Source organism: Pseudomonas sp. S2_A02 (assembly GCF_054668495.1).
The window spans coordinates 1,798,377-1,820,140 of record NZ_CP162776.1 but is presented as its reverse complement, the minus strand read 5'-3'; the positions used below and the strand labels follow the sequence as shown (position 1 = coordinate 1,820,140).

Annotated in this window: 17 protein-coding genes, 4 tRNA genes and 1 pseudogene; 15 read left to right on the top strand and 7 right to left on the bottom strand. The window is 58.9% G+C overall.

Annotated features, from left to right (window positions below; all coding sequences use genetic code 11):
* The first annotated feature begins 871 nt into the window (after positions 1-871).
* Positions 872-1,195, top strand: a complete 324-nt coding sequence (locus AB4O41_RS08250; RefSeq protein WP_460147147.1) for a sel1 repeat family protein — start codon at positions 872-874, stop codon at positions 1,193-1,195.
* Positions 1,196-1,370: 175 nt separating this feature from the next.
* The gene (locus AB4O41_RS08245) at positions 1,371-2,735 is read left to right on the top strand and encodes a DNA recombination protein RmuC (protein ID WP_167344813.1); all 1,365 of its coding nucleotides are present in this window, start codon (positions 1,371-1,373) and stop codon (positions 2,733-2,735) included.
* A gap of 142 nt (positions 2,736-2,877) precedes the next feature.
* On the opposite strand, the gene AB4O41_RS08240 is transcribed toward AB4O41_RS08245, so the two are convergent.
* On the bottom strand, positions 2,878-6,348 hold the full coding sequence (locus AB4O41_RS08240; protein ID WP_460147145.1) for a hybrid sensor histidine kinase/response regulator: 3,471 nt from the start codon (positions 6,346-6,348) through the stop codon (positions 2,878-2,880).
* Between the two features lie 249 nt (positions 6,349-6,597).
* On the bottom strand, positions 6,598-7,137 hold the full coding sequence (locus tag AB4O41_RS08235) for a TetR/AcrR family transcriptional regulator (protein ID WP_460147143.1): 540 nt from the start codon (positions 7,135-7,137) through the stop codon (positions 6,598-6,600).
* A gap of 91 nt (positions 7,138-7,228) precedes the next feature.
* Between AB4O41_RS08235 and AB4O41_RS08230 the strand changes: the two genes are divergently transcribed.
* The 4 genes from AB4O41_RS08230 (at position 7,229) to AB4O41_RS08215 (ending at position 12,005) form a co-directional block, all read left to right on the top strand.
* Positions 7,229-8,422 carry an MFS transporter gene (locus AB4O41_RS08230; protein WP_460147141.1) on the top strand — a complete coding sequence of 398 codons (1,194 nt, stop codon included), beginning with the start codon at positions 7,229-7,231 and terminating at the stop codon, positions 8,420-8,422.
* Positions 8,423-8,464: 42 nt separating this feature from the next.
* Positions 8,465-8,776 carry a cupin domain-containing protein gene (locus tag AB4O41_RS08225; protein WP_460147139.1) on the top strand — a complete coding sequence of 104 codons (312 nt, stop codon included), beginning with the start codon at positions 8,465-8,467 and terminating at the stop codon, positions 8,774-8,776.
* Between the two features lie 105 nt (positions 8,777-8,881).
* Entirely contained in the window at positions 8,882-10,033 is a 1,152-nt protein-coding gene (locus tag AB4O41_RS08220) for a TDT family transporter (RefSeq protein ID WP_460147137.1), read from the top strand.
* A gap of 97 nt (positions 10,034-10,130) precedes the next feature.
* Positions 10,131-12,005 carry an MFS transporter gene (locus AB4O41_RS08215; protein ID WP_460147135.1) on the top strand — a complete coding sequence of 625 codons (1,875 nt, stop codon included), beginning with the start codon at positions 10,131-10,133 and terminating at the stop codon, positions 12,003-12,005.
* 97 nt (positions 12,006-12,102) lie between these two features.
* Here the strand turns inward: AB4O41_RS08215 and sugE are convergent, their stop codons facing one another.
* The 3 genes from sugE to rdgC form a co-directional block, all read right to left on the bottom strand.
* Positions 12,103-12,417: a quaternary ammonium compound efflux SMR transporter SugE gene (gene sugE / locus AB4O41_RS08210; protein WP_008013928.1), complete on the bottom strand. Its 315-nt coding sequence runs from the start codon at positions 12,415-12,417 to the stop codon at positions 12,103-12,105.
* A 119-nt stretch (positions 12,418-12,536) separates the two neighbouring features.
* On the bottom strand, positions 12,537-13,502 hold the full coding sequence (locus AB4O41_RS08205; protein WP_460147133.1) for a bile acid:sodium symporter family protein: 966 nt from the start codon (positions 13,500-13,502) through the stop codon (positions 12,537-12,539).
* A gap of 149 nt (positions 13,503-13,651) precedes the next feature.
* Entirely contained in the window at positions 13,652-14,572 is a 921-nt protein-coding gene (rdgC, locus tag AB4O41_RS08200; protein ID WP_052967943.1) for a recombination-associated protein RdgC, read from the bottom strand.
* A 160-nt stretch (positions 14,573-14,732) separates the two neighbouring features.
* Between rdgC and AB4O41_RS08195 the strand changes: the two genes are divergently transcribed.
* The 4 genes from AB4O41_RS08195 to AB4O41_RS08180 all read left to right on the top strand — a co-directional run bounded on the left by AB4O41_RS08195 (position 14,733) and on the right by AB4O41_RS08180 (position 15,262).
* Positions 14,733-14,808, top strand: a tRNA-Val gene (locus AB4O41_RS08195).
* An 18-nt stretch (positions 14,809-14,826) separates the two neighbouring features.
* Positions 14,827-14,903 (top strand) — tRNA-Asp (locus tag AB4O41_RS08190).
* A 187-nt stretch (positions 14,904-15,090) separates the two neighbouring features.
* Positions 15,091-15,166, top strand: a tRNA-Val gene (locus AB4O41_RS08185).
* 19 nt (positions 15,167-15,185) lie between these two features.
* A tRNA-Asp gene (locus AB4O41_RS08180) sits at positions 15,186-15,262 on the top strand.
* A gap of 343 nt (positions 15,263-15,605) precedes the next feature.
* On the opposite strand, the pseudogene AB4O41_RS08175 reads toward AB4O41_RS08180, so the two are convergent.
* Both AB4O41_RS08175 and AB4O41_RS08170 read right to left on the bottom strand, forming a co-directional pair.
* Positions 15,606-16,743: pseudogene (locus AB4O41_RS08175) on the bottom strand (catalase family protein).
* Positions 16,744-16,746: 3 nt separating this feature from the next.
* Positions 16,747-18,579 (bottom strand): di-heme-cytochrome C peroxidase, encoded by a 1,833-nt coding sequence (locus tag AB4O41_RS08170; protein ID WP_460147131.1) that lies wholly within the window; start codon positions 18,577-18,579, stop codon positions 16,747-16,749.
* 269 nt (positions 18,580-18,848) lie between these two features.
* On the opposite strand from AB4O41_RS08170, the gene AB4O41_RS08165 reads away from it, so the two are divergent.
* From AB4O41_RS08165 to AB4O41_RS08145, 5 genes are all read left to right on the top strand, one after another.
* Positions 18,849-19,562 (top strand): FKBP-type peptidyl-prolyl cis-trans isomerase, encoded by a 714-nt coding sequence (locus AB4O41_RS08165; protein ID WP_258616085.1) that lies wholly within the window; start codon positions 18,849-18,851, stop codon positions 19,560-19,562.
* A gap of 293 nt (positions 19,563-19,855) precedes the next feature.
* Positions 19,856-20,362: a YkvA family protein gene (locus AB4O41_RS08160; RefSeq protein ID WP_460147129.1), complete on the top strand. Its 507-nt coding sequence runs from the start codon at positions 19,856-19,858 to the stop codon at positions 20,360-20,362.
* A 59-nt stretch (positions 20,363-20,421) separates the two neighbouring features.
* Positions 20,422-20,763, top strand: a complete 342-nt coding sequence (locus AB4O41_RS08155) for a helix-turn-helix domain-containing protein (RefSeq protein WP_030131674.1) — start codon at positions 20,422-20,424, stop codon at positions 20,761-20,763.
* Positions 20,760-21,131: a hypothetical protein gene (locus tag AB4O41_RS08150; RefSeq protein WP_007898892.1), complete on the top strand. Its 372-nt coding sequence runs from the start codon at positions 20,760-20,762 to the stop codon at positions 21,129-21,131. The genes AB4O41_RS08155 and AB4O41_RS08150 overlap by 4 nt, the downstream gene beginning before the upstream one ends.
* A complete protein-coding gene (locus AB4O41_RS08145; RefSeq protein ID WP_123496214.1) occupies positions 21,132-21,539 on the top strand; it encodes an SEL1-like repeat protein in 408 nt (135 codons plus the stop codon). It begins immediately after the preceding gene.
* Positions 21,540-21,764 lie beyond the last annotated feature (225 nt).

The window sequence follows — 21,764 nt, the reverse complement described above, 5'->3', positions numbered from 1 at the left end:
GCTGATAAATTGGCGCGCTTGGGCTGGCAGGTAGGTACTTAGGAGGGCAGGCAACACATCAAGGGCAAAGGTTCTGGGCCCGGGGTGAAGATCCTGATCAATTTGCAGGCTGGTTCGGTCAGAGTAAGTGAACTTGGCAACACCCTTCGCTTTCGATTCAAAGGCTGTGTTGGCGCAAGATTTACCTGGAAACCATCGAGGTGGTCGATCCCGCTTTGTCGGTAAAGGCTTCTCTTGGAGAAGGCGGACCGGGGGATTTGTTCGACCAGAATTGACTTTCAGCTTGGTACTAACGCCGCGGATACTAACGGATTGAAATGCAAAAGGGAAGTCTGATCGCAAAAAAGATCGCTGGAGTGCCTGCCGACAAGTCTCGCTGAGCGATGGGAAGAGCCACCGGCAGAACCAGCGCCCCGTAATAGCCCAGAACCCGACCGTTGATCCGCGAGGACGATCGAGCCAGGATCAATCGTTGCGCGGGTTGCCCAGGTTTATCCCCAGACTTTACGGAAAAACGCGCCGAAAAAGCGCATCGATATAACCGGCTCCAAGGTACTTGTGCACATTAGTTGCGCTGACTGTCATCCCACTGTCATCCTTCCTTCAACGGGAGTGGGTGCCTGTAACGAAAATTTAAGTCAATGAAAAACATCGCTTTTTTTTACTGGTGAAAAAATCGTCAGTTTGACTGCGAGCCCCATTCCACAGGGCTTTGCGCGAGTTCAAAGGCGGTTGTCCACTGAGTTATCCACAGCTTCTGTGGATTGTCCCAAGCGCTTGCTCTAGGACGGGCGTGCAGGCTTTTTTCGACTTTACCTGTGCGAAAAAAAGAGTAGAGTGGCGCGCCTTCCGATCTGCCCCACAGTGCTTTATGAAGTTTCGCTCAGTATCAATCTCTGCTGCCTCAACATCCCCCAGTGTTACCCCACCCAAGCGCTTTTCGATGCGCGTGGCCGAGTGGCTGCTGGACAGCCCGCGCCTGGGCGAAAACTCCAACGTCAAACACTTCGCCGGACGCTTGCTCAAGCAGCCTGCCCGTGAAGGCGTGGTGGCCGCGCAAAGCCGTCTCGGTCAGCTGATGTGCCGCGAATGCGGTAACGCCCGGGATCGCCGAATTGGCCAGGAATTGTTGCGTCTGGCTGCGCGTGCGGGCGACCGACGTGCGCAACAGGAACTGGGCCTGACCGAAGACTGAGCTGTCCAAGACCTGACGCCTTGGTTAACCTTCACGCTTTATCTAATCGGCAGGAGTGGCTATGGCGATGGACTTGACCAGCGCATTGCTGGGTCTGGCGGGCGCTGCACTGCCGTTACTGGTATTGGCCTGGCAACTTCAGCGTCGGGCGAGTGCGGGACAGGCCGAGCTGGCGCTGCTGGAAGAGCGCCTTGCCATCGCCCAACTGACGCAGGACGGCTTGAATGCGCAGCTTGACACCTGCCGTGATGAAATTGCCGACCTGAGCCAAGCCAACTCCGCCAAACAGGCCGATCTGGCCGCCGTGCGCCGTGAAGTCGAACTGCTGCAGATCGAACGCGACGACGCCCGCGATGCGGCCCACGCCTGGAACATCGAACGCGCCGGCAAAGAGGCTGAGTTACGTCGTCTCGACGCTCAGGCCGCTTCCCTTAACGCCGAGCTGCGTGAGCAGCAGGAAAGCCACCAGCAGCGCCTCAACGACCTGCAAGGCTCCCGAGATGAGCTGCGCGCGCAATTCGCCGAGTTGGCGGGCAAGATCTTCGACGAGCGTGAGCAGCGTTTTGCCGAAACCAGCCAGCAACGTTTGGGGCAATTGCTCGATCCGTTGAAGGAACGTATCCAGTCATTCGAAAAACGTGTTGAGGAAAGCTATCAGGCTGAAGCCCGCGAGCGTTTTTCCCTGGCCAAGGAGTTGGAGCGGCTGCAACAACTGAACCTGCGTCTGAGCGACGAAGCCACTAACCTGACGCGGGCCTTGAAAGGGCAGAAAACCCAGGGCAACTGGGGCGAGCTGATTCTCGAGCGAGTGCTCGAGCATGCGGGCCTGGAGAAGGGGCGTGAGTACCAGACCCAGGTCAATCTCAAGGGGCCGGACGGTGAGCGTTTCCAGCCAGATGTAATTATTTATCTGCCCGGCGACAAGCAGGTCGTAGTCGATTCCAAGGTCAGCCTCACGGCTTATCAGCAATATGTGGCGGCCGAGGATGACGCCATCGGCCAGATCGCCATCAAGCAGCATGTGCTGTCCCTGCGCAGTCACGTCAAAGGCTTGGCCGGCAAGGACTACAAGCGGCTCGACGGTTTGCACAGCCTGGATTTCGTTTTGCTTTTCGTCCCGATCGAAGCGGCGTTTTCTGCGGCATTGCAGGCTGAGCCGACGCTGTTTCAGGAGGCATTCGACCGCAATATCGTGATCGTCAGCCCAACCACGTTGCTGGCCACTTTGCGGGTCATCGACAGCTTGTGGAAGCAGGAGCGCCAGAGCCAGAACGCCCGGGAAATCGCCGAGCGCGCCGGTTGGCTGTACGACAAGTTCGTGTTGTTCATTCAGGATCTGGATGAGGTCGGCAATCGTCTGCAGCAACTGGACAAGGCCTACAGCTCTGCACGCAATAAGCTGACTGAAGGCCGCGGCAACCTGGTCAGTCGCAGCGAGCAGCTCAAGCTGCTTGGGGCGCGGGCCAGCAAGAGCTTGCCGGCGGACCTGCTGGAGCGGGCGATGACGGATGTCGATGGCTTGGCTGAGTTGCCGGAGTAGCCGAAAAGCTTCGCGAGCAAGCCCGCTCCCACAGGGGATTGGTGTTGTTGCACAAATAGAGTGAACACCACAAACCCCTGTGGGAGCGGGCTTGCCCGCGAAGGCGTCAATCGCCCCACTTGCAGGGTTCAAACCTGCCGCACTACAACGGCAAATGCCGACTCAACAACGCCCGCAACGCCGCCGGTTTCACCGGTTTTGCCAGGTAATCCAGGCCCGCGGCATGCACTTGGGCTACCGTCTCTGGCCGTCCATCGGCACTGATCACCACCCCCGGCACCGGTTCGCCCAGTTGCGTGCGCAACCACGCCATCAACTCGGTCCCTGTCTCGCCATCGTCCAGGTGGTAATCCACCAGTGCCAATTGCGGACGCATCCCATCACTGAGCAGCGTCGCGCATTCATCACGGTTGCGCGCGGTCCAGACCTGGCAACCCCAGCGTGTCAGCAAACTGTTCATGCCGATCAGGATGCTGTCTTCGTTATCGATACACAGCACCTGCGCGCCGCTGAGCAAATGGCCATTGAGTTCGGCAGCCTTGGCCGGCGCCGCGGTTTGTGCCCGAGCCAGCGGTACGCTGACACTGAAGACGCTACCGCGACCCGGCCAGGAGCGCACGCGCAAGGTATGACCCAGCACGCGACACAGCCCATCGGCAATCGCCAGGCCCAGGCCCAGACCTTTCTCGGCCCGGGTCTGGTGGCTGTCGAGGCGTTTGAACTCTTCGAAAATCACCTGCTGTTTGTCTTCCGGAATGCCCGGTCCACGGTCCCAGACCTCCAGGCACAACTCGCCGTTGCGCCGCCGAACGCCGAGCAGCACCGGGCCTTTGGCGTAGCGGAAGGCATTGGTCAGGAAGTTCTGCAAAATCCGTCGCAGCAGTTTGATGTCGCTGTCGACCCGTAACGCGCTGCCCCGGACACGGAATTTCAGCCCCTGTTCCTGCGCCAGTGCCTTGAACTCGGCGCCCAGTGTATGGAACAACTCATTGAGCACGAAGGGCTTGCGATCAGGGTTGATCTTGCCGTTTTCCAGGCGGGAAATGTCCAGCAGGTCGCTGATCAGGTCCTCGGCCGAGCGCAGTGAGCTGTCGAGGTGATGAACCAGTTTCCGGGCTTCACTGGATAAGTTTTCTTCCTGGTGGGAGAGGGCGGCAGAGAACAATCGCGCGGCATTCAGCGGTTGCATCAAGTCATGGCTGACGGCGGCCAGGAAACGGGTTTTCGATTGGTTGGCCGATTCGGCGGTGCCCTTGGCTTCGGTCAGGGCAACGTTGAGTTGCGACAGCTCGTGGGTCCGTTCGATGACCCGTTGTTCGAGGCCTTCATTGGCTTCGGTCAGTGCTTGCTCGGCCTCGCGGAACGCGGTGATGTCGGTGAAACTCATGACGAAACCGCCGCCGGGCATCGGGTTGCCGATCAGTTCGATCACTCGACCATTGGGGAACAATCGCTCGGAGGTATGGGCCCGGCCCTGACGCATCCAGTGCAAGCGACGGGCGACGTGTACTTCCGCTTCGCCGGGGCCGCACAGACCGCGCTCGGCGTTGTAGCGAATGATGTCCGCAATCGGCCGGCCAACGCTGATCAAGCCGTCGGGGTAGTTGAATAACTCAAGGTAGCGCCGGTTCCAGGCCACCAGTTTCAACGACTGGTCGACCACGCTGATGCCCTGGGTGATGTTTTCGATGGCGCCTTGCAGAAGGGCTCGATTGAACTGCAGCACTTCTGACGTTTCGTCGGCGATCCGCACGACATCCTCAAGTTGCATTTCCCGACCTTCGATGGCGGCTTTTACCACCGCCCGGGTCGAGGATGCGCCGAGGACCCCGGCCAGCAAGCGTTCGGTATGGGCGATCCATTCACCATCCGCGTTCTGGTTCGGATTGAAGCCTTTGCCCTGACGGTAGGCGAAACGGATGAAACTCTGACGAGCCCGCTCTTCACCGACAAAACGGGCGGCCAGTTGCAGCAAGTCGTTGATCTGTACCGCCAGCATCGAACGGGCGCTCGGGCGGGCGCTGATTTCCTGGCCGATGAAGCGGCCGGCCTGCCAATGCTCCGAAACCCGGGTGCGTGACAGTAGCGAGACCCAGGCGAACAAGGTGAAGTTGCCCGCCAGGGACAGCACCACGCCTTGAGTCAGCGGCGTGATCGGCAGGTTCAACGGGTTACCTTGCAACCAGGCCAGGCCCGGAAAACTGCTCAGGGGCAAGCCGAGACTGTTGGCGGCGATCGGCAGCACCAAGGTGTAGAACCAGAGGAACGTCCCGGCGGCCAGCCCCGCGAACACCCCGCGGCGGTTAGCCTGTTTCCAGTACAACGCACCGAGCATGGCCGGGGCCAGTTGGGTCACGGCGGCGAAGGCGATCTGGCCGATGGTTGCCAGGCTTGCGGTCGAACCGAGCAGTCGATAACTGACATAGGCCAACAGCAGAATGACCACGATGCTCACCCGACGCACCGAAAGCATCCACTGGCGGAACACTTCGAACGGCCGCTCGGCGTTGTTACGTCGCAGCAACCACGGCAACAGCATGTCGTTGGAAAGCATGGTCGACAGCGCCACGCTGGCCACGATCACCATACCGGTCGCCGCGGAAGCGCCGCCAATAAACGCCAGCATCGCCAGGGCAGGGTGAGATTGGGCCAGAGGCAGGCTGATGACGAATGAGTCCGGCAGCACCGAGCTGGGCAGCATCATCTGACCGGCCAGTGCGATTGGCACGACAAACAATGCCGCCAGCGCCAGATAGGCCGGGAACACCCACTTGGCCAAACGCAGGTCCTGAGGCTCGATGTTTTCCACCACGGTCACATGGAACTGCCGGGGCAGACAGATGATCGCCATCATCGCCACGCCGGTTTGCACCACCATGGACGGCCAGTTGATGGTTTCTTTCCAGTACGCTTCGAGGCGCGGGGCGAGCATGGCCTGGTCGAACAGGTCGTCGAAACCGTCGTACAGGCCGTAGGTCACGAACGCGCCGACCGCGAGAAAAGCGAACAGCTTGACCAGCGATTCAAAGGCAATCGCCAGCACCATGCCGCGGTGGTGTTCCGTGGCGTCGAGGTTGCGGGTACCGAAAACGATGGTGAACAGTGCCAGCACCAACGACACGATCAGCGCCGTGTCCTGCGCGCGCGTGCCCATGGCATCGGCACCGGCGCCGATCAGCAGGTTCACGCCCAGCACGATGCCCTTGAGCTGCAAGGCGATGTAGGGCAATACGCCGACCAGACAAATCAGCGCCACCACCACCGCCAGCGACTGGGATTTGCCGTAGCGGGCGGCGATGAAGTCGGCGATGGAGGTGATGTTCTCCTGTTTGCTGATCATCACCATTTTTTGCAGGACCCACGGCGCGCACACCAGCAGCAGGATCGGCCCGAGGTAGATCGGCAGGAATGACCAGAGTTGTTCGGCCGCCTGGCCCACGGCACCAAAGAATGTCCAACTGGTGCAATAAACGGCCAGCGACAGGCTGTACACCCACGCACGCACCCGTGGCGGCAACGGCGCGCTGCGCCGATCACCATAAAAGGCGATAGCGAACAGGATGGCCATATAGGCCAGGGCGACGGTGGCGATCAGCCCGATGGACAGCGACATGGGAACTCCAGACAAAAGACATCCGGGACTCCGCCCGGTCAGGACAGTCTCGCATGACCGCTTGAGTTAGTCAGTGTCGACCAAGGTCGTGGCGTGGTGGGGTGTCGCAGGTTGGGAGTCAGTTCAATTTTGGTGTGCTTTCGGGCCTCTTCGCGAGCAAGCCCGCTCTCACACTCGATCGTCAGTGAACACAAAATATGTGGGCATCCTCAATCCAGTGTGGGAGCGGGCTTGCTCGCGAAGGCGGCGTTACTGATTCAACGCAATATCAATCAACCGATGCAACTCTCCAACCTCCAGCGCCTGCGCTGCAAACAGGATGCGAAACACCGTCGGCGCCACCACCATATTGATCAGTCGATCGACACTCGGCTTCGGCTGCCCGGGATAGCGATCCAGAATCGTCTGCAACTGCCTGCCAATGATCGTCACGCAATAGCCCGGCGTGGCGCTGGATTGCACGTCGCGCATCATGTTGCGCCCGGGTTCGGAACTCATCTCGTCCAGATACTGCTCCGCCCAGGCACTCACGTCACCGCGCAGGCTGCCGGTGTTGGCCGGTTCGCTGTCGGGGCGCATGCGGGCGAGGGCGACGTCGGCCAGTAGCGCCGACAGATCGCCCCAGCGCCGGTAAATGGTCGACGGCGTCACCCCGGCCCGGGCAGCGATTTGCGGCACGGTCACGCTGGCGCGATCCTGTTCTTCAAGGAGCGCGCGGACTGCCGAATGAATCGACTCTTGCACCCTGGCGCTGCGGCCACCAGGACGTAAACCTTCTTTAATAGCCATACGGTGGACCTTAACACAAAGAATTTGCTTTAAGCGTTTACCAGTAGCACACTCCGCAAAAGCAAAAAGTTAGCTTTTGCGGAGTGTGCTTATGTCCCGTTCAACGTCAAACCGTTCCAGCCTGTGGTTTCTGGCGATCACCTTACTCAGTTTTCTCGCCGCTTCCACCGCGCCAACGCCGTTGTATCACTTGTATCAAGAACACCTGCAGTTCTCGGCAGCGACCCTGACCCTGATTTTCGGTGTCTACGCCCTCAGCTTGCTGGCGGCATTGCTCACGGTCGGTTCGCTTTCGGATTATCTGGGGCGCAAACCGGTGATTTTCTCCGCCGTGTTGCTGAACATGCTGGCGATGTTGCTGTTCATTAACGCCGACAGCGTCGCCTGGCTGATCAGTGCACGGGTCCTGCAGGGTTTTGCCACGGGCATGGCCACCGCCGTTTTGAGTGCGGCGCTGCTGGACACCGACCGTCAGCAGGGGCCGATGGTCAACAGCGTCGCGCCGCTGCTGGGCATGGCACTGGGTGCCATGGGCTGCGGTGTGTTGGCCGAGTTCGCGCCGCTGCCGCTGCAACTGACCTATTGGGTGCTGTTCGCGCTGTTTGTGATGCAAGCGCTGTACATCTGGCGCCTGCCGGAAAGCGTCACCCGACAACCGGGCGCCTGGGCCTCGTTGCGCCCGACCTTGCATGTGCCGATTCAGGCGCGACGTATGCTGTGGCGGGTGCTGCCGATAGATCTAGCGGTGTGGGCGCTCGGTGGTTTTTTCGCTTCTTTGGCACCGTCTCTGGTGCGGACCGCCACCGGGTCCACCTCGAATCTGATTGGCGGGGCTACGGTGGCCGTGTTGACAGTGACCGGCGCCTTGATGATCTACACCTTGCGTAATCGGCCGGCCAACAAAGTCTTGCTGTTGGGCGCGAGCCTGCTGCCTGCGGGCGTTGCGCTGATTCTGCTGGCGGTACATAGCGCCAGCCTGCCGTTGTTCTTCTTCGGCACCCTTGTGGCGGGCGGCGGTTTTGGAGCGGGTTTCCTGGGGGCCTTGCGAAGCATCGTGCCGCTGGCCTTGCCTCATGAGCGGGCGGGTTTGATGTCGGCGTTTTATGTGCTCAGTTACCTGGCGTTCTGCTTGCCGTCGTTGCTGGCTGGCAGCCTTACGCGGACCTTTGGGCTGGTGGCAACCACCGATGGTTATGGCGCGGTGCTGATCATTCTGGCGCTTGGTGCGCTGGTCGGGTTGATGCGTGCGCAGACTGTCAAAGTCTGTGGCGTTGATGTTCGATGACCGTTAGCCTTTGAGTCGCCATTCATTTCGACGGACCGACCCATGAAGATCATCCGCAGCAAATCCTTCACCGGTGACCGCGCCTGGGCGGCGCTGGACATCGCCAACATGAACGGCATCACCACCCGTTTGCACTGGACCGATCAGCCCTATAAATGGCACATCAACGACGGTCAGGAAGTGTTCGTGGTGCTCGATGGGCAGGTGCAGATGCGTTATCGCGAAGAAGGCCTGGAAAAGGAAACGCTGCTCGAGATCGGCGATATTTTTTATGCCTCGGTGGGCACCGAGCATGTGGCTCATCCAATGGGTGTGGCGAGGATATTGGTGATCGAGGCCGAAGGCAGCGTTTGATGCAATATCGATAAAACAGATAACAGTTAGAGATATTACCCGTTATATCGATATTCGATTCGGATCTACGATGAGCTCCACCTCACGAGAGGACAGGAGTTCACCATGACCTGCACCCATAGCGTTAAACCCGGTATCAAACCGCTCAGTCATTTGCAGCACCCCCGAGAGGCCATCCGCCAATTCACCCCCAATTGGTTCGCGGCGACTATGGGCACGGGTGTATTAGCGCTGGCGCTTGCGCAACTGCCGGTGTCGAACCCCGGTCTGCATGCGTTTGCCGAAGGGGTATGGCTGTTCAATATCGCCTTGTTTGTATTGTTCACGGCCATGTATGCCGCGCGTTGGGTTATGTTCTTCGACGAGGCGCGGCGAATTTTCGGGCACTCCACGGTTTCGATGTTTTTCGGCACCATTCCCATGGGCCTTGCAACTATCATCAATGGCTTTCTGCTGTTCGGTTTGCCGCGCTGGGGCGATGGTGTGATTCATCTCGCCGAAGTGCTGTGGTGGCTGGACGTGGCGATGTCGCTGGCCTGCGGCGTATTGATTCCCTACATGATGTTTACCCGTCAGGAGCACAGCATCGACCAGATGACCGCCGTCTGGCTGTTGCCGGTGGTGGCGGCGGAAGTGGCGGCTGCCAGCGGTGGCTTGCTGGCGCCGCACTTGGCCGATGCTCATTCACAACTGGTGGTGTTGGTGACCAGCTACGTGCTCTGGGCCTTTTCCCTGCCGGTGGCATTCAGCATTCTGACCATCTTGTTGCTGCGCATGGCGTTGCATAAATTGCCCCATGAAAACATGGCTGCCTCGAGCTGGCTGGCTCTCGGTCCCATCGGTACCGGCGCATTGGGCATGTTGCTGTTGGGCGCCGACGCGCCAGCGATTTTCGCCGCCAACGGTTTGCCGGGTATCGGTGAAATTGCTGCGGGGCTTGGCTTGGTGGCCGGCATCACGCTGTGGGGCTTCGGGCTCTGGTGGATGCTGACAGCGCTGTTGATCACCGTGCGTTACTTGCGCGCCGGTATCCCATTCAACCTCGGCTGGTGGGGCTTCACCTTCCCGCTGGGTGTCTACTCCCTGGCTACGCTGAAACTGGCCAGCACCTTGAACCTGACGTTTTTCAGTGTCTTTGGTTGCGTGCTGGTGGCAATGCTGGCGGTGATGTGGCTGCTTGTCGCCAAACGGACGGTGCAGGGTGCGTGGCGAGGTGAGCTATTTGTCTCGCCGTGCATTGCAGGATTAAAGAAATAACCTGCAAAGATTAGGTAATCTGTGGCCTGGATCGACGTCAGACATTCCAATAAAAGTATCCAAGCCACTCTCTACCTAAATCAGGGACACATGGAAGATGAGTCACCCCTCACAGTTCACCTTGCTTCGCACTCGGCGCTTCTTGCCGTTTTTTGTTACGCAGTCCCTCGGGGCCTTCAACGACAACATCTTCAAGCAGTCGCTGATCCTCGCCATTTTGTACAAGCTGACAATCGAAGGTGACCGCTCTATCTGGGTCAATCTGTGTGCGTTGCTGTTTATCCTGCCGTTCTTCCTGTTCTCGGCGCTGGCCGGGCAATTCGGGGAAAAGTTCGCCAAGGACGCACTGATACGACTGATCAAGCTCGGGGAAATCGTCATCATGACGGTGGGGGCGGTCGGTTTCATGTTCGATCACCTGTCGCTGATGCTGGTCGCGCTGTTTGCCATGGGCACCCACTCGGCGCTGTTCGGGCCGGTGAAGTACTCGATCCTGCCGCAGGCCTTGCGCGAAGAGGAGCTGGTGGGCGGTAACGGTCTGGTGGAAATGGGTACCTTCCTGGCGATTCTCGCCGGGACGATTGGTGCCGGGATCATGATGTCCTCCAGCAACTACGCGCCGGTGGTGTCCACGGCGATCATCGGTATTGCGGTGCTCGGCTACCTGGCCAGCCGCAGCATTCCCCGGGCTGCAGCGGCATCGCCGGAAATGCGTTTGAACTGGAACATTTTCAGCCAATCGTGGGCCACTCTGAAACTGGGCCTCGGGCAAACGCCCGCGGTATCGCGTTCGATCGTCGGCAACTCATGGTTCTGGTTTGTCGGGGCGATTTATCTGACGCAAATCCCGGCCTATGCCAAGGAATGGATGCACGGCGATGAGACCGTGGTGACGCTGATTCTTACGGTGTTCTCGGTCGGGATTGCACTGGGTTCGATGCTCTGCGAGAAACTCTCAGGGCGCAAAGTCGAGATCGGTCTGGTGCCGTTCGGCTCATTCGGTCTGACGGTGTTTGGCTTGCTGTTATGGTGGCATTCCGGCGGAATTCCGGACAGCGTTGCTGGCCATGGCTGGATCGAAGTCCTTGGGTTCGGTCACGCCTGGCTGGTGTTGATCGACATCCTCGGGCTTGGGATCTTCGGCGGTTTTTACATCGTGCCGCTGTATGCGCTGATCCAGTCGCGTACTGTCGAGAACGAACGGGCGCGGGTGATCGCCGCCAACAACATTCTGAATGCCCTGTTCATGGTGGTGTCGGCGATTGTGTCGATCGTCTTGCTGAGCCTCGCCAAGCTGTCGATCCCGCAGCTGTTTTTGGTGGTGTCGCTGCTGAACATCGGCGTCAACGCTTACATCTTCAAAATCGTCCCCGAGTTCAGCATGCGCTTCATGATCTGGCTGCTCGGCCATTCCATGTACCGCGTCGAGCATCGCAACCTGGAGCTGATTCCCGATGAAGGCGCGGCATTGCTGGTTTGCAACCATGTGTCGTTCGTCGATGCGTTGCTGATTGGCGGCGCAGTGCGTCGGCCGATTCGCTTTGTGATGTATTACAAAATCTACAACTTGCCGGTGCTGAACTTCATCTTCCGCACGGCGGGGACGATTCCGATTGCCGGGCGTCAGGAAGATATTCAGATCTACGAAAAAGCCTTCACCCGCATCGCCCAGTACCTGAAGGACGGCGAGCTGGTGTGCATTTTCCCTGAAGGCAAGTTGACCGCCGATGGCGAGATCAACGAGTTCAAGGGCGGGCTGACGCGGATTCTCGAAGAAACACCGGTGCCGGTGATTCCGCTGGCGTTGCAGGGGTTGTGGGGGAGTTTCTTCAGCCGCGATCCGGATAAGGGCGTGTTTCGTCGGCTGTGGTCGCGGGTGACCCTGGTGGCGGGGCCGGCGGTGGCCGTTGAAGTGGCTGAACCGGCGACATTGCAGGGGTTGGTGGGGGAATTGCGTGGGGCCGTTAGATAGTCGGTGATCGGACGGGCCTCATCGCGAGCAGACTCGCTCCCACAATGGAATGCGGTCAAATGTGGGAGCGAGTCTGCTCGCGATGGCGGCCTAAATGCTACGCGCTGACCTTGAGCCCAACCAACCCGGCAATGATCAACGCCACACTCGCCAGACGAAACAGCGCCATGGACTCACCAAACAAAATGATCCCGGCGATCACCGTGCCCACCGCACCCACGCCAGTCCAGATCGCATAGGCTGTGCCCAGCGGCAATTCCTTCATGGCAAGGCCCAGCAGGCCAAGGCTGATCGCCATGGCGGCAATGGTCAGTGCGGTAGGGAGAGGGCGGCTGAAACCGTCGGTGTATTTCAGGCCGACGGCCCAGCCGACTTCGAACAGGCCAGCGAAAAACAGAATGATCCAGGACATCAAAGACCTCCATCGATGGATGGGGTCGTCCCCGGATTAATCACTCGATCGAGCCGCGAGGTCGTCCCCGCATTGCGCCATAGAGTGCCCATCATTAACCCGAGGATCAAGTTTGCGGCTTAATCCGCCGCCTGCTGAGCAGCGATTTGCCGGTCTTCTTTCTCGCTCATACGACGGAAGTACGTTGAGAGCAGTGCCCCGGAAATGTTGTGCCAGACGCTGAACAACGCGCTTGGCACCGCCGCCAGCGGCGAGAAGTGCGCACTGGCCAGCGCCGCTCCCAAACCGGAGTTCTGCATGCCGACTTCCAGTGCCAGGGATTTGCGCTGGGCCAGCGGCAGGTTGAACAGGCGCCCGGTGAAGTAACCCAGCAAGTAGCCGAAGCTGTTGTGCAACATCACCACGGCCATGATCAGCAGGCCGGATTCGGCAATCTTCGCCTGACTGGCGGCCACCACGGCAGTGACGATGATCACAATGCTCACCACCGACACCAGTGGCAACACATCTACCGCGAGACGAACCCGATCACCGAGTACGCGCTGGACAACCACGCCGAGCACGATCGGCAGCAGCACGACTTGCAGGATCGACCAGAACAGCTCCAGGAACGACACCGGCAACCAGGCCGAAGCCAACAGCCAGATCAGTGCCGGGGTCAGCAGCGGAGCGAGGAGGGTGGTGACGGCAGCAATGGCCACCGACAACGCCAGATCGCCACGCGCCAGCCAGGTCATCACATTCGATGAGGTGCCGCTTGGGCAGCAGCCGACCAGAATCACGCCGACGGCGATTTCCGGTGGCAAGTGGAAAACCTGGCATAGCAACCACGCCACGCCGGGCATGATCACGAAATGAGCGACCACACCCAAGGCCACGCGCCACGGATGGCGAGCGACTTCAGCGAAGTCTTCGAGCTTGAGGGTCAGGCCCATGCCAAACATCACCAACCCCAGCAGCGGCACGATGGCGCCTTTCAAGCCGATGAACCAGGTCGGTTGCAGAAACGCCACGACGGCGAAAATCAGTACCCAGTAAGCGAAGGAGTTGCCGACAAAACGACTCAATGCAGCCAGTGCGCGCATGGCCTGATCCTTATTCGTATTCGAAAATTACGCAGGCCCAATGTGGGAGCGGGCTTGCTCGCGAAGGCGGTCTGCCATTCAACGATGATGTTGACTGTCAGGACGCCTTCGCGAGCAAGCCCGCTCCCACATTTAGACCGTGCGTCGGCTTAGATGCCTTGCGGAGTCTCTTCACCGCCCAACGCTTCAACCATCGACGGCAGGAAGTCGCCGAAGGTCAGCATCATCAGGGTGAAGCTGGCGTCCAGTTGACCAAGGGCTTCGTCGCCACCGTCCTGTTCCGCCTGATCTTGCAGCAGGTCTTCGAACTTCAGGCGCTTGACCACCATTTTGTCGTCCAGCACGAACGACAGTTTGTCCTGCCAGGCCAGCGACAGTTGAGTGACCACTTTGCCGGTGCTCAGGTGCAGCTGGATTTCTTCGCTGGTCAGGTCCTGACGCTTGCAGCGCACGATGCCGCCGTCTTCGTGGGTGTCGCGCAATTCGCACTCGTCCAGAACGAAGAAATCATTCGCGGCTTTCTGGGTGGTAACCCATTCGGTCATGGTGGCGGTCGGCGACATCTTCACCGTCAGCGGACGCACTGGCAGCGAGCCGATCACTTCGCGCAGGGTGGACAGCAGGTCTTCGGCACGTTTCGGGCTGGCCGAGTTAACCAGGATCAGGCCCTGTTTCGGCGCGATGGCGGCGAAGGTCGACGAGCGGCGAATAAAGGCGCGGGGCAGGAAGGCCTGGATGATTTCATCCTTGATCTGATCGCGTTCCTTTTTGTAGACCTTGCGCATTTGTTCGGCTTCGATCTCTTCGACCTTTTCCTTCACCGCGTCGCGTACGACGCTGCCCGGCAGAATGCGTTCTTCCTTACGGGCGGCGATCAGCAGGAAGTCGCCGCTGATGTGCACCAGCGGCGCGTCTTCGCCCTTGCCGAATGGCGCGACGAAACCGTAGGTGGTCAACTCCTGGCTTGCACATGGACGCGCCAGTTTGGTGGCCAGTGCAGTTTCCAACGCCTCGGCATCAAAAGGCAGATCTTGGGTCAGGCGATAGATAAGCAGGTTTTTGAACCACATGGGGTGAGTCTCTCCTTTATACAAAGGGGGGCATTATTGTCCTCCGTGTGCCATAGGCCAACCCTTCTCTAAGCCTTTGGAAGGCCTGAGAAAATTAATTAAAAAAGTGCTTGCCAGAGGTTAGGTCGCTCCGTAGAATGCGCGCCACACCGAAAGTGAAGGGTGATTAGCTCAGCTGGGAGAGCGTCTGCCTTACAAGCAGAATGTCGGCGGTTCGATCCCGTCATCACCCACCATTCGCTTTAGTGTTACGCGCAGCGGTAGTTCAGTCGGTTAGAATACCGGCCTGTCACGCCGGGGGTCGCGGGTTCGAGTCCCGTCCGCTGCGCCATATTCGGTAACCTGGAATGCTGAACGCCAGGTCACCACGGAAAAGCCCGCTAACGCGGGTTTTTTTCTGTCTGAAGTTCCTGCAGGGTGTGTCGTTTTACCGGTTTTCAGATTTTTTTGATTTTTTATCAATTAAATCAACACTTTATGAAAATCTGTGGCACAATGCGCCCCGCAACGAAGGTAAAGGGTGATTAGCTCAGCTGGGAGAGCGTCTGCCTTACAAGCAGAATGTCGGCGGTTCGATCCCGTCATCACCCACCACTTACTTTCAACGCTACGCGCAGCGGTAGTTCAGTCGGTTAGAATACCGGCCTGTCACGCCGGGGGTCGCGGGTTCGAGTCCCGTCCGCTGCGCCATATTCGGTATCTGGAACGCTGAACGCCAGGTACCACGGAAAGCCCGCTTAATGCGGGCTTTTTGCTGTCTGGGATTTGGCTTTGTAGCGGGTCCAGTGAAAAAGCGACCTGTTCGGGTAATGCCCGTCAGTTACGCGAAATCCCTGTGGGAGCGAGCCTGCTCGCGATAGCGGCGGGTCAGCCAATATTGACGCTGAATGTACCGCCGTCATCGCGAGCAGGCTCGCTCCCACAAGTTTGGCACCTTAACTGATTGGCATTGGGGCAAGCCCGCTCCCACAGGTTCCGCGCGTAACTGACCAGCATTGACCTGTTCGGGTCGCTTTTTTCGTTTCTGCCTTGCCTATTGTTCAGCGTTACGACTGTGTCGGTAGTCGCTCACAGCCTCGTACACCGCTTTGCGTAACCGGTTGATCCCGCCAATCGGCCTATGGGCTTCAAGGCCGAACCATGGGTTGAACGATTGGTTGTCGCATTGCAGGTTCAGCGCCGGGGTGTCGAAATCCTGGGCCGGCAGTTTGATCCGGGCCACGGTTTCGAAGGGCGCGTCATTTTCGCTCCACTCGATACTGGTGTCTTCGATCGGCATGTACTTGCCCGCATCCTGGCGCTGGATCTGCAAGACGAAACACGCCGGTACCCGATCGGTCGACAGCTGCTGGTTCAGCGCACTGCGCAAAAAGTTCGGCAGGTTTTGATTTTGCGTGGGCAGTACGTAGACCGGGCAGTTATCAGGATCCGGCATCACCCGGAATTTTGCGTTGGCTTCACCAAACTTGTACGGCGAAACCGAAAAGTAAGTGGTCTGCGTCGGACTTGCCGGGGCAGGGGGAGAGCGTCGCCAGGGCGATAAACAGATGGCGAACCTGCCAGGTGCGCGGATCCCAAGCCGGGAAGAATGCCATGACCTTTTTGCCATCAGCCTGAGCGGCTACATTCTGACGATACTCGGCGACATCGCTGACAAAGAAGTTCGGATGGTTGAACATCACGAAATCCTGTTCGCTGCGTCCTTGTCGGTCACTCAGCAACTGTTTACCAGGCACATCGAACAGTTTGATCGCCATGCCCCGGGCGTCGCGGATGCTGTCGAACTGCGGATACGCATTGCCATTGGACAGCCGAATCGTCGCTTGCCAGGTTTTGCCGGGTTCGCTGAACACGCCTTGACGTAACGCCACCGCCAGATCCGGCAGCACCTGAACCTCGGCCTTCACGCAGCCATGGGCCTTGGCATGGGCATCGCGCAGGTAGCGGGTGCTTTCACGGTGTTGATCGACGATACGCACGGCCGTTTGGATAATGTCCTGGGTCATTGCCGCTTCGCCGTCCGGAATCAGTTCTTCAGCCGATACCGGGCCGCGATGTTGCCAGGCGGACCAGGCCATGAGCAGCGCCCAACCGAGCAGGCCCAGACCCAGCAACCACAACAGGGTTTTGCCGAGGAAGGCGCCCAGGCGCAACCAGAGAGTAATCAGCATGGGTCAATCCTTTTGACTGAGGCGGCGGTCTGGCAATTGCGACTCCATCGGGCCGCCCAACACTTTCAGGTATTCCAGCAACGCCCAGCGTTCCTCCGGTTGCAGCAGGCGACCAATGACGCCGTTACCGCGCTCACCTGCGCGGAACTCGTGGCCGCTGTTGTGATTGCCAGTGATGCGCGTATCGAACACAAAACCGTTGGTGAAGGCTTCGGTGCGATAACCCAAATGTTTGGGGTCGTATTCAAAGGTGCCCTTGTAGAACGTGGGCGCGCGTTCACTTTGTGGCGAGAGCAGTTGATAAATGCTCGGTACCGAACCGTTATGCAAAAACGGCGGCGTGGCCCAGACGCCCGCCAGTGGTCGGGCTTTATAGCTACGCAACTCTTGAACGCCGATCGGCAGACCGAATCCGTCCAGGTTCGGGCGCTCTGCGGGTGTCACATTGGCTTCGCGGTAGGCCTGGTTGCTCACGAAAGCAGTGACGTAAGCCAGTCCCTTGGCCACGGACAGCTGGCTCATATCCAATGGTTCTGTGGGTTTGGGATGCAGTTGTACGTCCAGTTGCGCAAGCTCTGCCGGATCCCACTGCAAGGCTGTCAGATCGAAGCGGTGATCAGCAATATTGTTGGCGGCGCTGGCGTCTGTGCCAATCACCTCAACAGGCAGTAATTTCAGATGATGCACCGGTCTGCCGTCGCTTTGGGTAACGCGGGGTACATGGCACCCGGCGCAGTTTTCAGCGAATAGTTCGCGGCCTTTTGCGGCCAGGGGCTTGTCGATGTTGCCCATCAGGGCTTCCGGCCAGACGGGCGGTTTGAGTCGTTGCAGGGTTTGCTCGATCCGGTGCAGATCGCGCACCCGGACGCTGGACGGGTAGCGGTCGTCACCCTTGAGCGGCTGTCCGCTGCTGTCGAAGAAATTCAGCGTGGCGCCCACGCCCAAGGCTTCTCCGATATTACGGGCCATCGGTTGCTGCGCCGAACCGTTCCACTGCACCCAGTCGAAGGTCCACATGTCCCACAGTTGCGGGTAGTCCACCGGTGCGTTGGCCACCCGGTAGTTGGCGGGTGAAATCGCGTCGCCGAAGCTGGCGTTGGCAATGCGCCCGAAGGCATCGGTGCGGCCGGGGCCTTCTTCGGTGGGATAGAGACCTCGATGGGTGTCGTTCCAGGCCACTTTCAAGAAGGTATCGAGTGAGACTTTGAAATCCTGGCGCAGCTGTTGATGCCGTGCCTCGTAGTCCTGACCCAGAACGTTGCGGGCGAAACGTTCGAATTTCCAGGGGTTGTAGTAAGTCGAGGCGAGGCTGGCCACCAGTGCCTGGCCGAAGCTGCCGCCACGCAGGGTCGGAACGCTGGACGGCAACACATGCTGGGCCGAGCCGCCGTCGATGCGCACGGCCTGGCCATTGAAGCGCAATTCGCCGGTGTGGCAGGCGGCGCAAGTGATGTCCAGAAACTCGTCCTGGCTGCCAGGGTTTTGATGACGGGCAAAACCGACGGGCAGGTTACCGGGGTTGTTCGGCGTGGCTTTCTGGCTCGGGTCGATCAGAAAACCAAAGCGTGCGAGGTATTCGGGAGCGGCGAATCGTTGTTGCGAGAAGGGCAATTCCAGGGCGTTGAACCAGTCATAACGCAAGCCTTTGACCTGGGTGCCTTGAGGTGTGAAGTAGTAAGCCTGGCGGTCGGCGGCGCTCCATTGCTCCAGGTAATTCACCTGTTGCGCCGGTGACCAAGTCGGTAGTTTCGGATTGGCGACGTAATACAGCACTATGGCGAGGCCTAGCCCCAGTAATACGGCGATCAGAATCAGCAAGCGGAATATGAGGCGCAAGATAAACGTCCTTGTCAATTTGTAGCTCTCTTATGCCTCAGTGGACGAGGTGCGGCAAGAGGCCATTACGCCAGAGGCTGTGGGAACCGGCCCTTGAGTCTGTAAGAGCCAAATGACAGAAGCTTCATCCTTCTATAGCCGAAATGCGTTTAAACACCTGAACTTATCAGACGTTTCCTGCTCTCATGCCGGTAGCCATTGGTCGTGGCGGCCTGATAAGCTCGCGGCTTTACTCGATTGCCCTTTAGGCGCATGAACAAGGAAATAGCATGAAACAGCATCGGTTGGCGGCGGCGGTGGCCCTGGTTGGCCTGGTACTTGCGGGTTGTGATTCGCAGACCAGCGTAGAGCTGAAAACCCCGGCGCAAAAAGCTTCCTACGGTATCGGCCTGAACATGGGCAAAAGCCTTGCTCAGGAAGGCATGGATGACCTGGATTCCAAAGCGGTAGCCCAGGGCATCGAAGATGCCGTCGGCAAGAAAGAACAGAAGCTGAAAGATGAAGAGCTGGTTGAAGCCTTCGCCGCACTGCAAAAGCGTGCTGAAGAGCGTTTGGCCAAGATGAGCGAAGAGTCGGCAGCCGCTGGCAAGAAGTTCCTTGAAGAAAACGGCAAGAAAGCAGGTGTCGTCACCACGGCTTCCGGCCTGCAATACGAAGTGGTCAAGAAGGCCGATGGCGCGCAGCCCAAGCCAACCGACGTAGTGACTGTTCACTACACCGGTAAATTGACCAACGGCACCGTTTTCGACAGTTCCGTCGAGCGCGGCAGCCCGATCGATCTGCCGGTCAGCGGTGTGATTCCGGGTTGGGTCGAAGGCCTGCAACTGATGCACGTTGGCGAGAAGTACAAACTGTACATCCCTAGCGAGCTGGCTTACGGCGCCCAAAGCCCAAGCCCGGCGATTCCAGCCAACTCGGTGCTGGTATTCGACCTGGAGCTGCTGGCCATCAAGGATCCAGCAAAACAAGACGCCACCAAGTAATTCGCGTCTGCTCGAAAAACAACGCCTCGCTTATGCGGGGCGTTGTTGCATCTGGCGTTCAGGGAAGGTAAACAAAGCGAACGGATGCGGTGCGCTGAAGTCATAGCCAGTGAGAGCGTTTGGCTAGACGGACCGAGGCGCCAAGTCAATGAATTCTTGGGTTTTTTTATGTGAGTAAAAAACGCCCGATCTGAGTCAGGCCCTTATGAAACGGGGCTTTCAGCGATGAAATGCAGCTCTGTTCACAAGGTTATCCACAATTTGTGTGGATAACATTTCAGCGGGAGGAACAAATGAAAACGCCCTGGAATTTCGCTCGTTTCCTGCCTCTGGCCGGACGCCTGCTCGCCCGTGGTCGTTTGCCGACCCTGCTGTTCGCTGTTGCCAGCAAAGGCGCGAGCCAGGGTAATCGCCTGGGTAAACTCAAAGATGATCTGCGTTTGTTGCAGGCACTCTGCCTGGCCTACTGGCGTGGCGAGTACCGGGCCATCAGCCCAAAAGCACTGGTCTCGGTGGTGGCTGGCCTGATGTATTTCCTGAGCCCGGTAGATGCCATCCCGGATTTCATCCCGGTATTCGGCATGCTCGACGACATTGCCGTGCTGGCCTGGTTGATGAAAGTTCTCGATGACGAACTCAACGCCTTCCGTGCCTGGCGCAAGCGTCAGTTGCCGGAAAAACTCGCGATGGTTGAACGCTTGCCTGATACCCCGGAACAACTGCAGCTTCAGGGCCCAAAAAAACCTGAACCGATTCAGGATCATCCATATTCATACCCCCGCGACCTTGGCCGCTGTTAGGATTACACTTCTAGGGAAAAGCGCCGACTCGCTAAGTGTCGTTGTCCTACGGGGTAGTCATGGATATTCAGATAATTACACGCGAAGGCGAACCCGAATATGCGGTTCTGCCATGGGCTCAGTATCAGGCTCTACTGAAAGCAGCAGGCATCAAGCAACAACCACCGCGCGATGCCACAGTGCCTCCCGCGGCAGCACCAGACCAGATTCTTCCGGGCCTGGATCAACTACGCAATTTGCGCGAAGGGAAGGGCATCGCCATTGAGGCGCTGGCCCGCACGGTAGGCATCAGCCCGTCATATCTCGCCTTGATCGAAAGCGGTGAGCGTCAACCCGACGCTGCTATTCGCCGCAGCCTCGCCTGGGAATTGACGGTGCCAGGATGGAGGGATGAATCGTGAGCGTACGCATCAGTCGTCAACATTGGGATGGATTGTTGGGGGAGTTGGATCAGGCGCGTCGTCAGCGCCATCTTTTGACTTATCGGGCGTTGCTGGAGCGTTTGCAGCTACCCACGCCGGCCATGCAAACCTTGACCGCAGCCCTTGAGCACCTGGCCGCGCTGGATGCCAGAGCCGAGCAGCCGTTGCGCAGCTCGCTGGTGATCAGTCAGGGCGCCAGCCGCTTGCCGCGCACCGGCTTCTTCGAATGTGTCGAGCGCCTCGGGCGCTTCTCCGGCCCGTCCGATGGCGTGGCTGCCGCATCCTGGCATGCCTCGGAAGTGGTGCGGGTGTTCGAATACGAGTACCCCGAGTCGGCGGAAGCCTGAGTGTTTTTACGACTCAAGGCGCGGGCCAGTTACTGGCTGGCTCGCCGGTTGTTCCACTGGTCGTGGTTTGTGCGTCAGCCGCGAGGCTGGAGTTGGCTCGAGGGCCAGTTCGCGCGTATGGCGAACCTGGGTGATGTCGGCGCCCAGAGCTTCTACGGCCACATTCTGACCTTTCGCGGCGTCGGTCTTGGGGCTCGCGAGGAGGGGGTGCGATTACTGCGCCTGGCCGCGTTGGCGGGGGATGGCAAGGCAGCGTATCAGGTTGGTGTGATCAGCCTGGCCGGAACGCCGAGCAAGGCACCGGATCCGGCTGAAGCGGCTCGGTGGTGGGAAATGGCGGCGAAGGCCGGGCATCCGCTGGCCGAACTCAAATTGAAAGAATTGGCGTCTCGTGGTTCTGCGGATTAAACAATTGTGTGTCTGACAAATTAACGTGGTGAGAGGGAAACCTCTCGCCGCGTTTGCGTTTCTGCTTGCTTGTTGATTAATGGATTGATCACTAGCGAATCGCCCTACATCAACATCATCCGTTCCTGACTTCTTTCCTGATCGATCCCCCGCAAAGTCTCGCGCGTTTACTGCCGGGCAGATCCATCGGAGATTTCCTTCAAGTTGTAGCGGTTTGCATGAACT

Bases quoted from the DNA above. Each gene is read 5' to 3' on its own strand.
- AB4O41_RS08250 (WP_460147147.1), top strand. From the start codon at position 872: ATGAAGTTTCGCTCAGTATCAATCTCTGCTGCCTCAACATCCCCCAGT.
- AB4O41_RS08240 (WP_460147145.1), bottom strand. From the start codon at position 6,348: ATGTCGCTGTCCATCGGGCTGATCGCCACCGTCGCCCTGGCCTATATG.
- AB4O41_RS08235 (WP_460147143.1), bottom strand. From the start codon at position 7,137: ATGGCTATTAAAGAAGGTTTACGTCCTGGTGGCCGCAGCGCCAGGGTG.
- AB4O41_RS08230 (WP_460147141.1), top strand. From the start codon at position 7,229: ATGTCCCGTTCAACGTCAAACCGTTCCAGCCTGTGGTTTCTGGCGATC.
- AB4O41_RS08225 (WP_460147139.1), top strand. From the start codon at position 8,465: ATGAAGATCATCCGCAGCAAATCCTTCACCGGTGACCGCGCCTGGGCG.
- AB4O41_RS08220 (WP_460147137.1), top strand. From the start codon at position 8,882: ATGACCTGCACCCATAGCGTTAAACCCGGTATCAAACCGCTCAGTCAT.
- AB4O41_RS08215 (WP_460147135.1), top strand. From the start codon at position 10,131: ATGAGTCACCCCTCACAGTTCACCTTGCTTCGCACTCGGCGCTTCTTG.
- sugE (WP_008013928.1), bottom strand. From the start codon at position 12,417: ATGTCCTGGATCATTCTGTTTTTCGCTGGCCTGTTCGAAGTCGGCTGG.
- AB4O41_RS08205 (WP_460147133.1), bottom strand. From the start codon at position 13,502: ATGCGCGCACTGGCTGCATTGAGTCGTTTTGTCGGCAACTCCTTCGCT.
- rdgC (WP_052967943.1), bottom strand. From the start codon at position 14,572: ATGTGGTTCAAAAACCTGCTTATCTATCGCCTGACCCAAGATCTGCCT.
- AB4O41_RS08165 (WP_258616085.1), top strand. From the start codon at position 18,849: ATGAAACAGCATCGGTTGGCGGCGGCGGTGGCCCTGGTTGGCCTGGTA.
- AB4O41_RS08160 (WP_460147129.1), top strand. From the start codon at position 19,856: ATGAAAACGCCCTGGAATTTCGCTCGTTTCCTGCCTCTGGCCGGACGC.
- AB4O41_RS08155 (WP_030131674.1), top strand. From the start codon at position 20,422: ATGGATATTCAGATAATTACACGCGAAGGCGAACCCGAATATGCGGTT.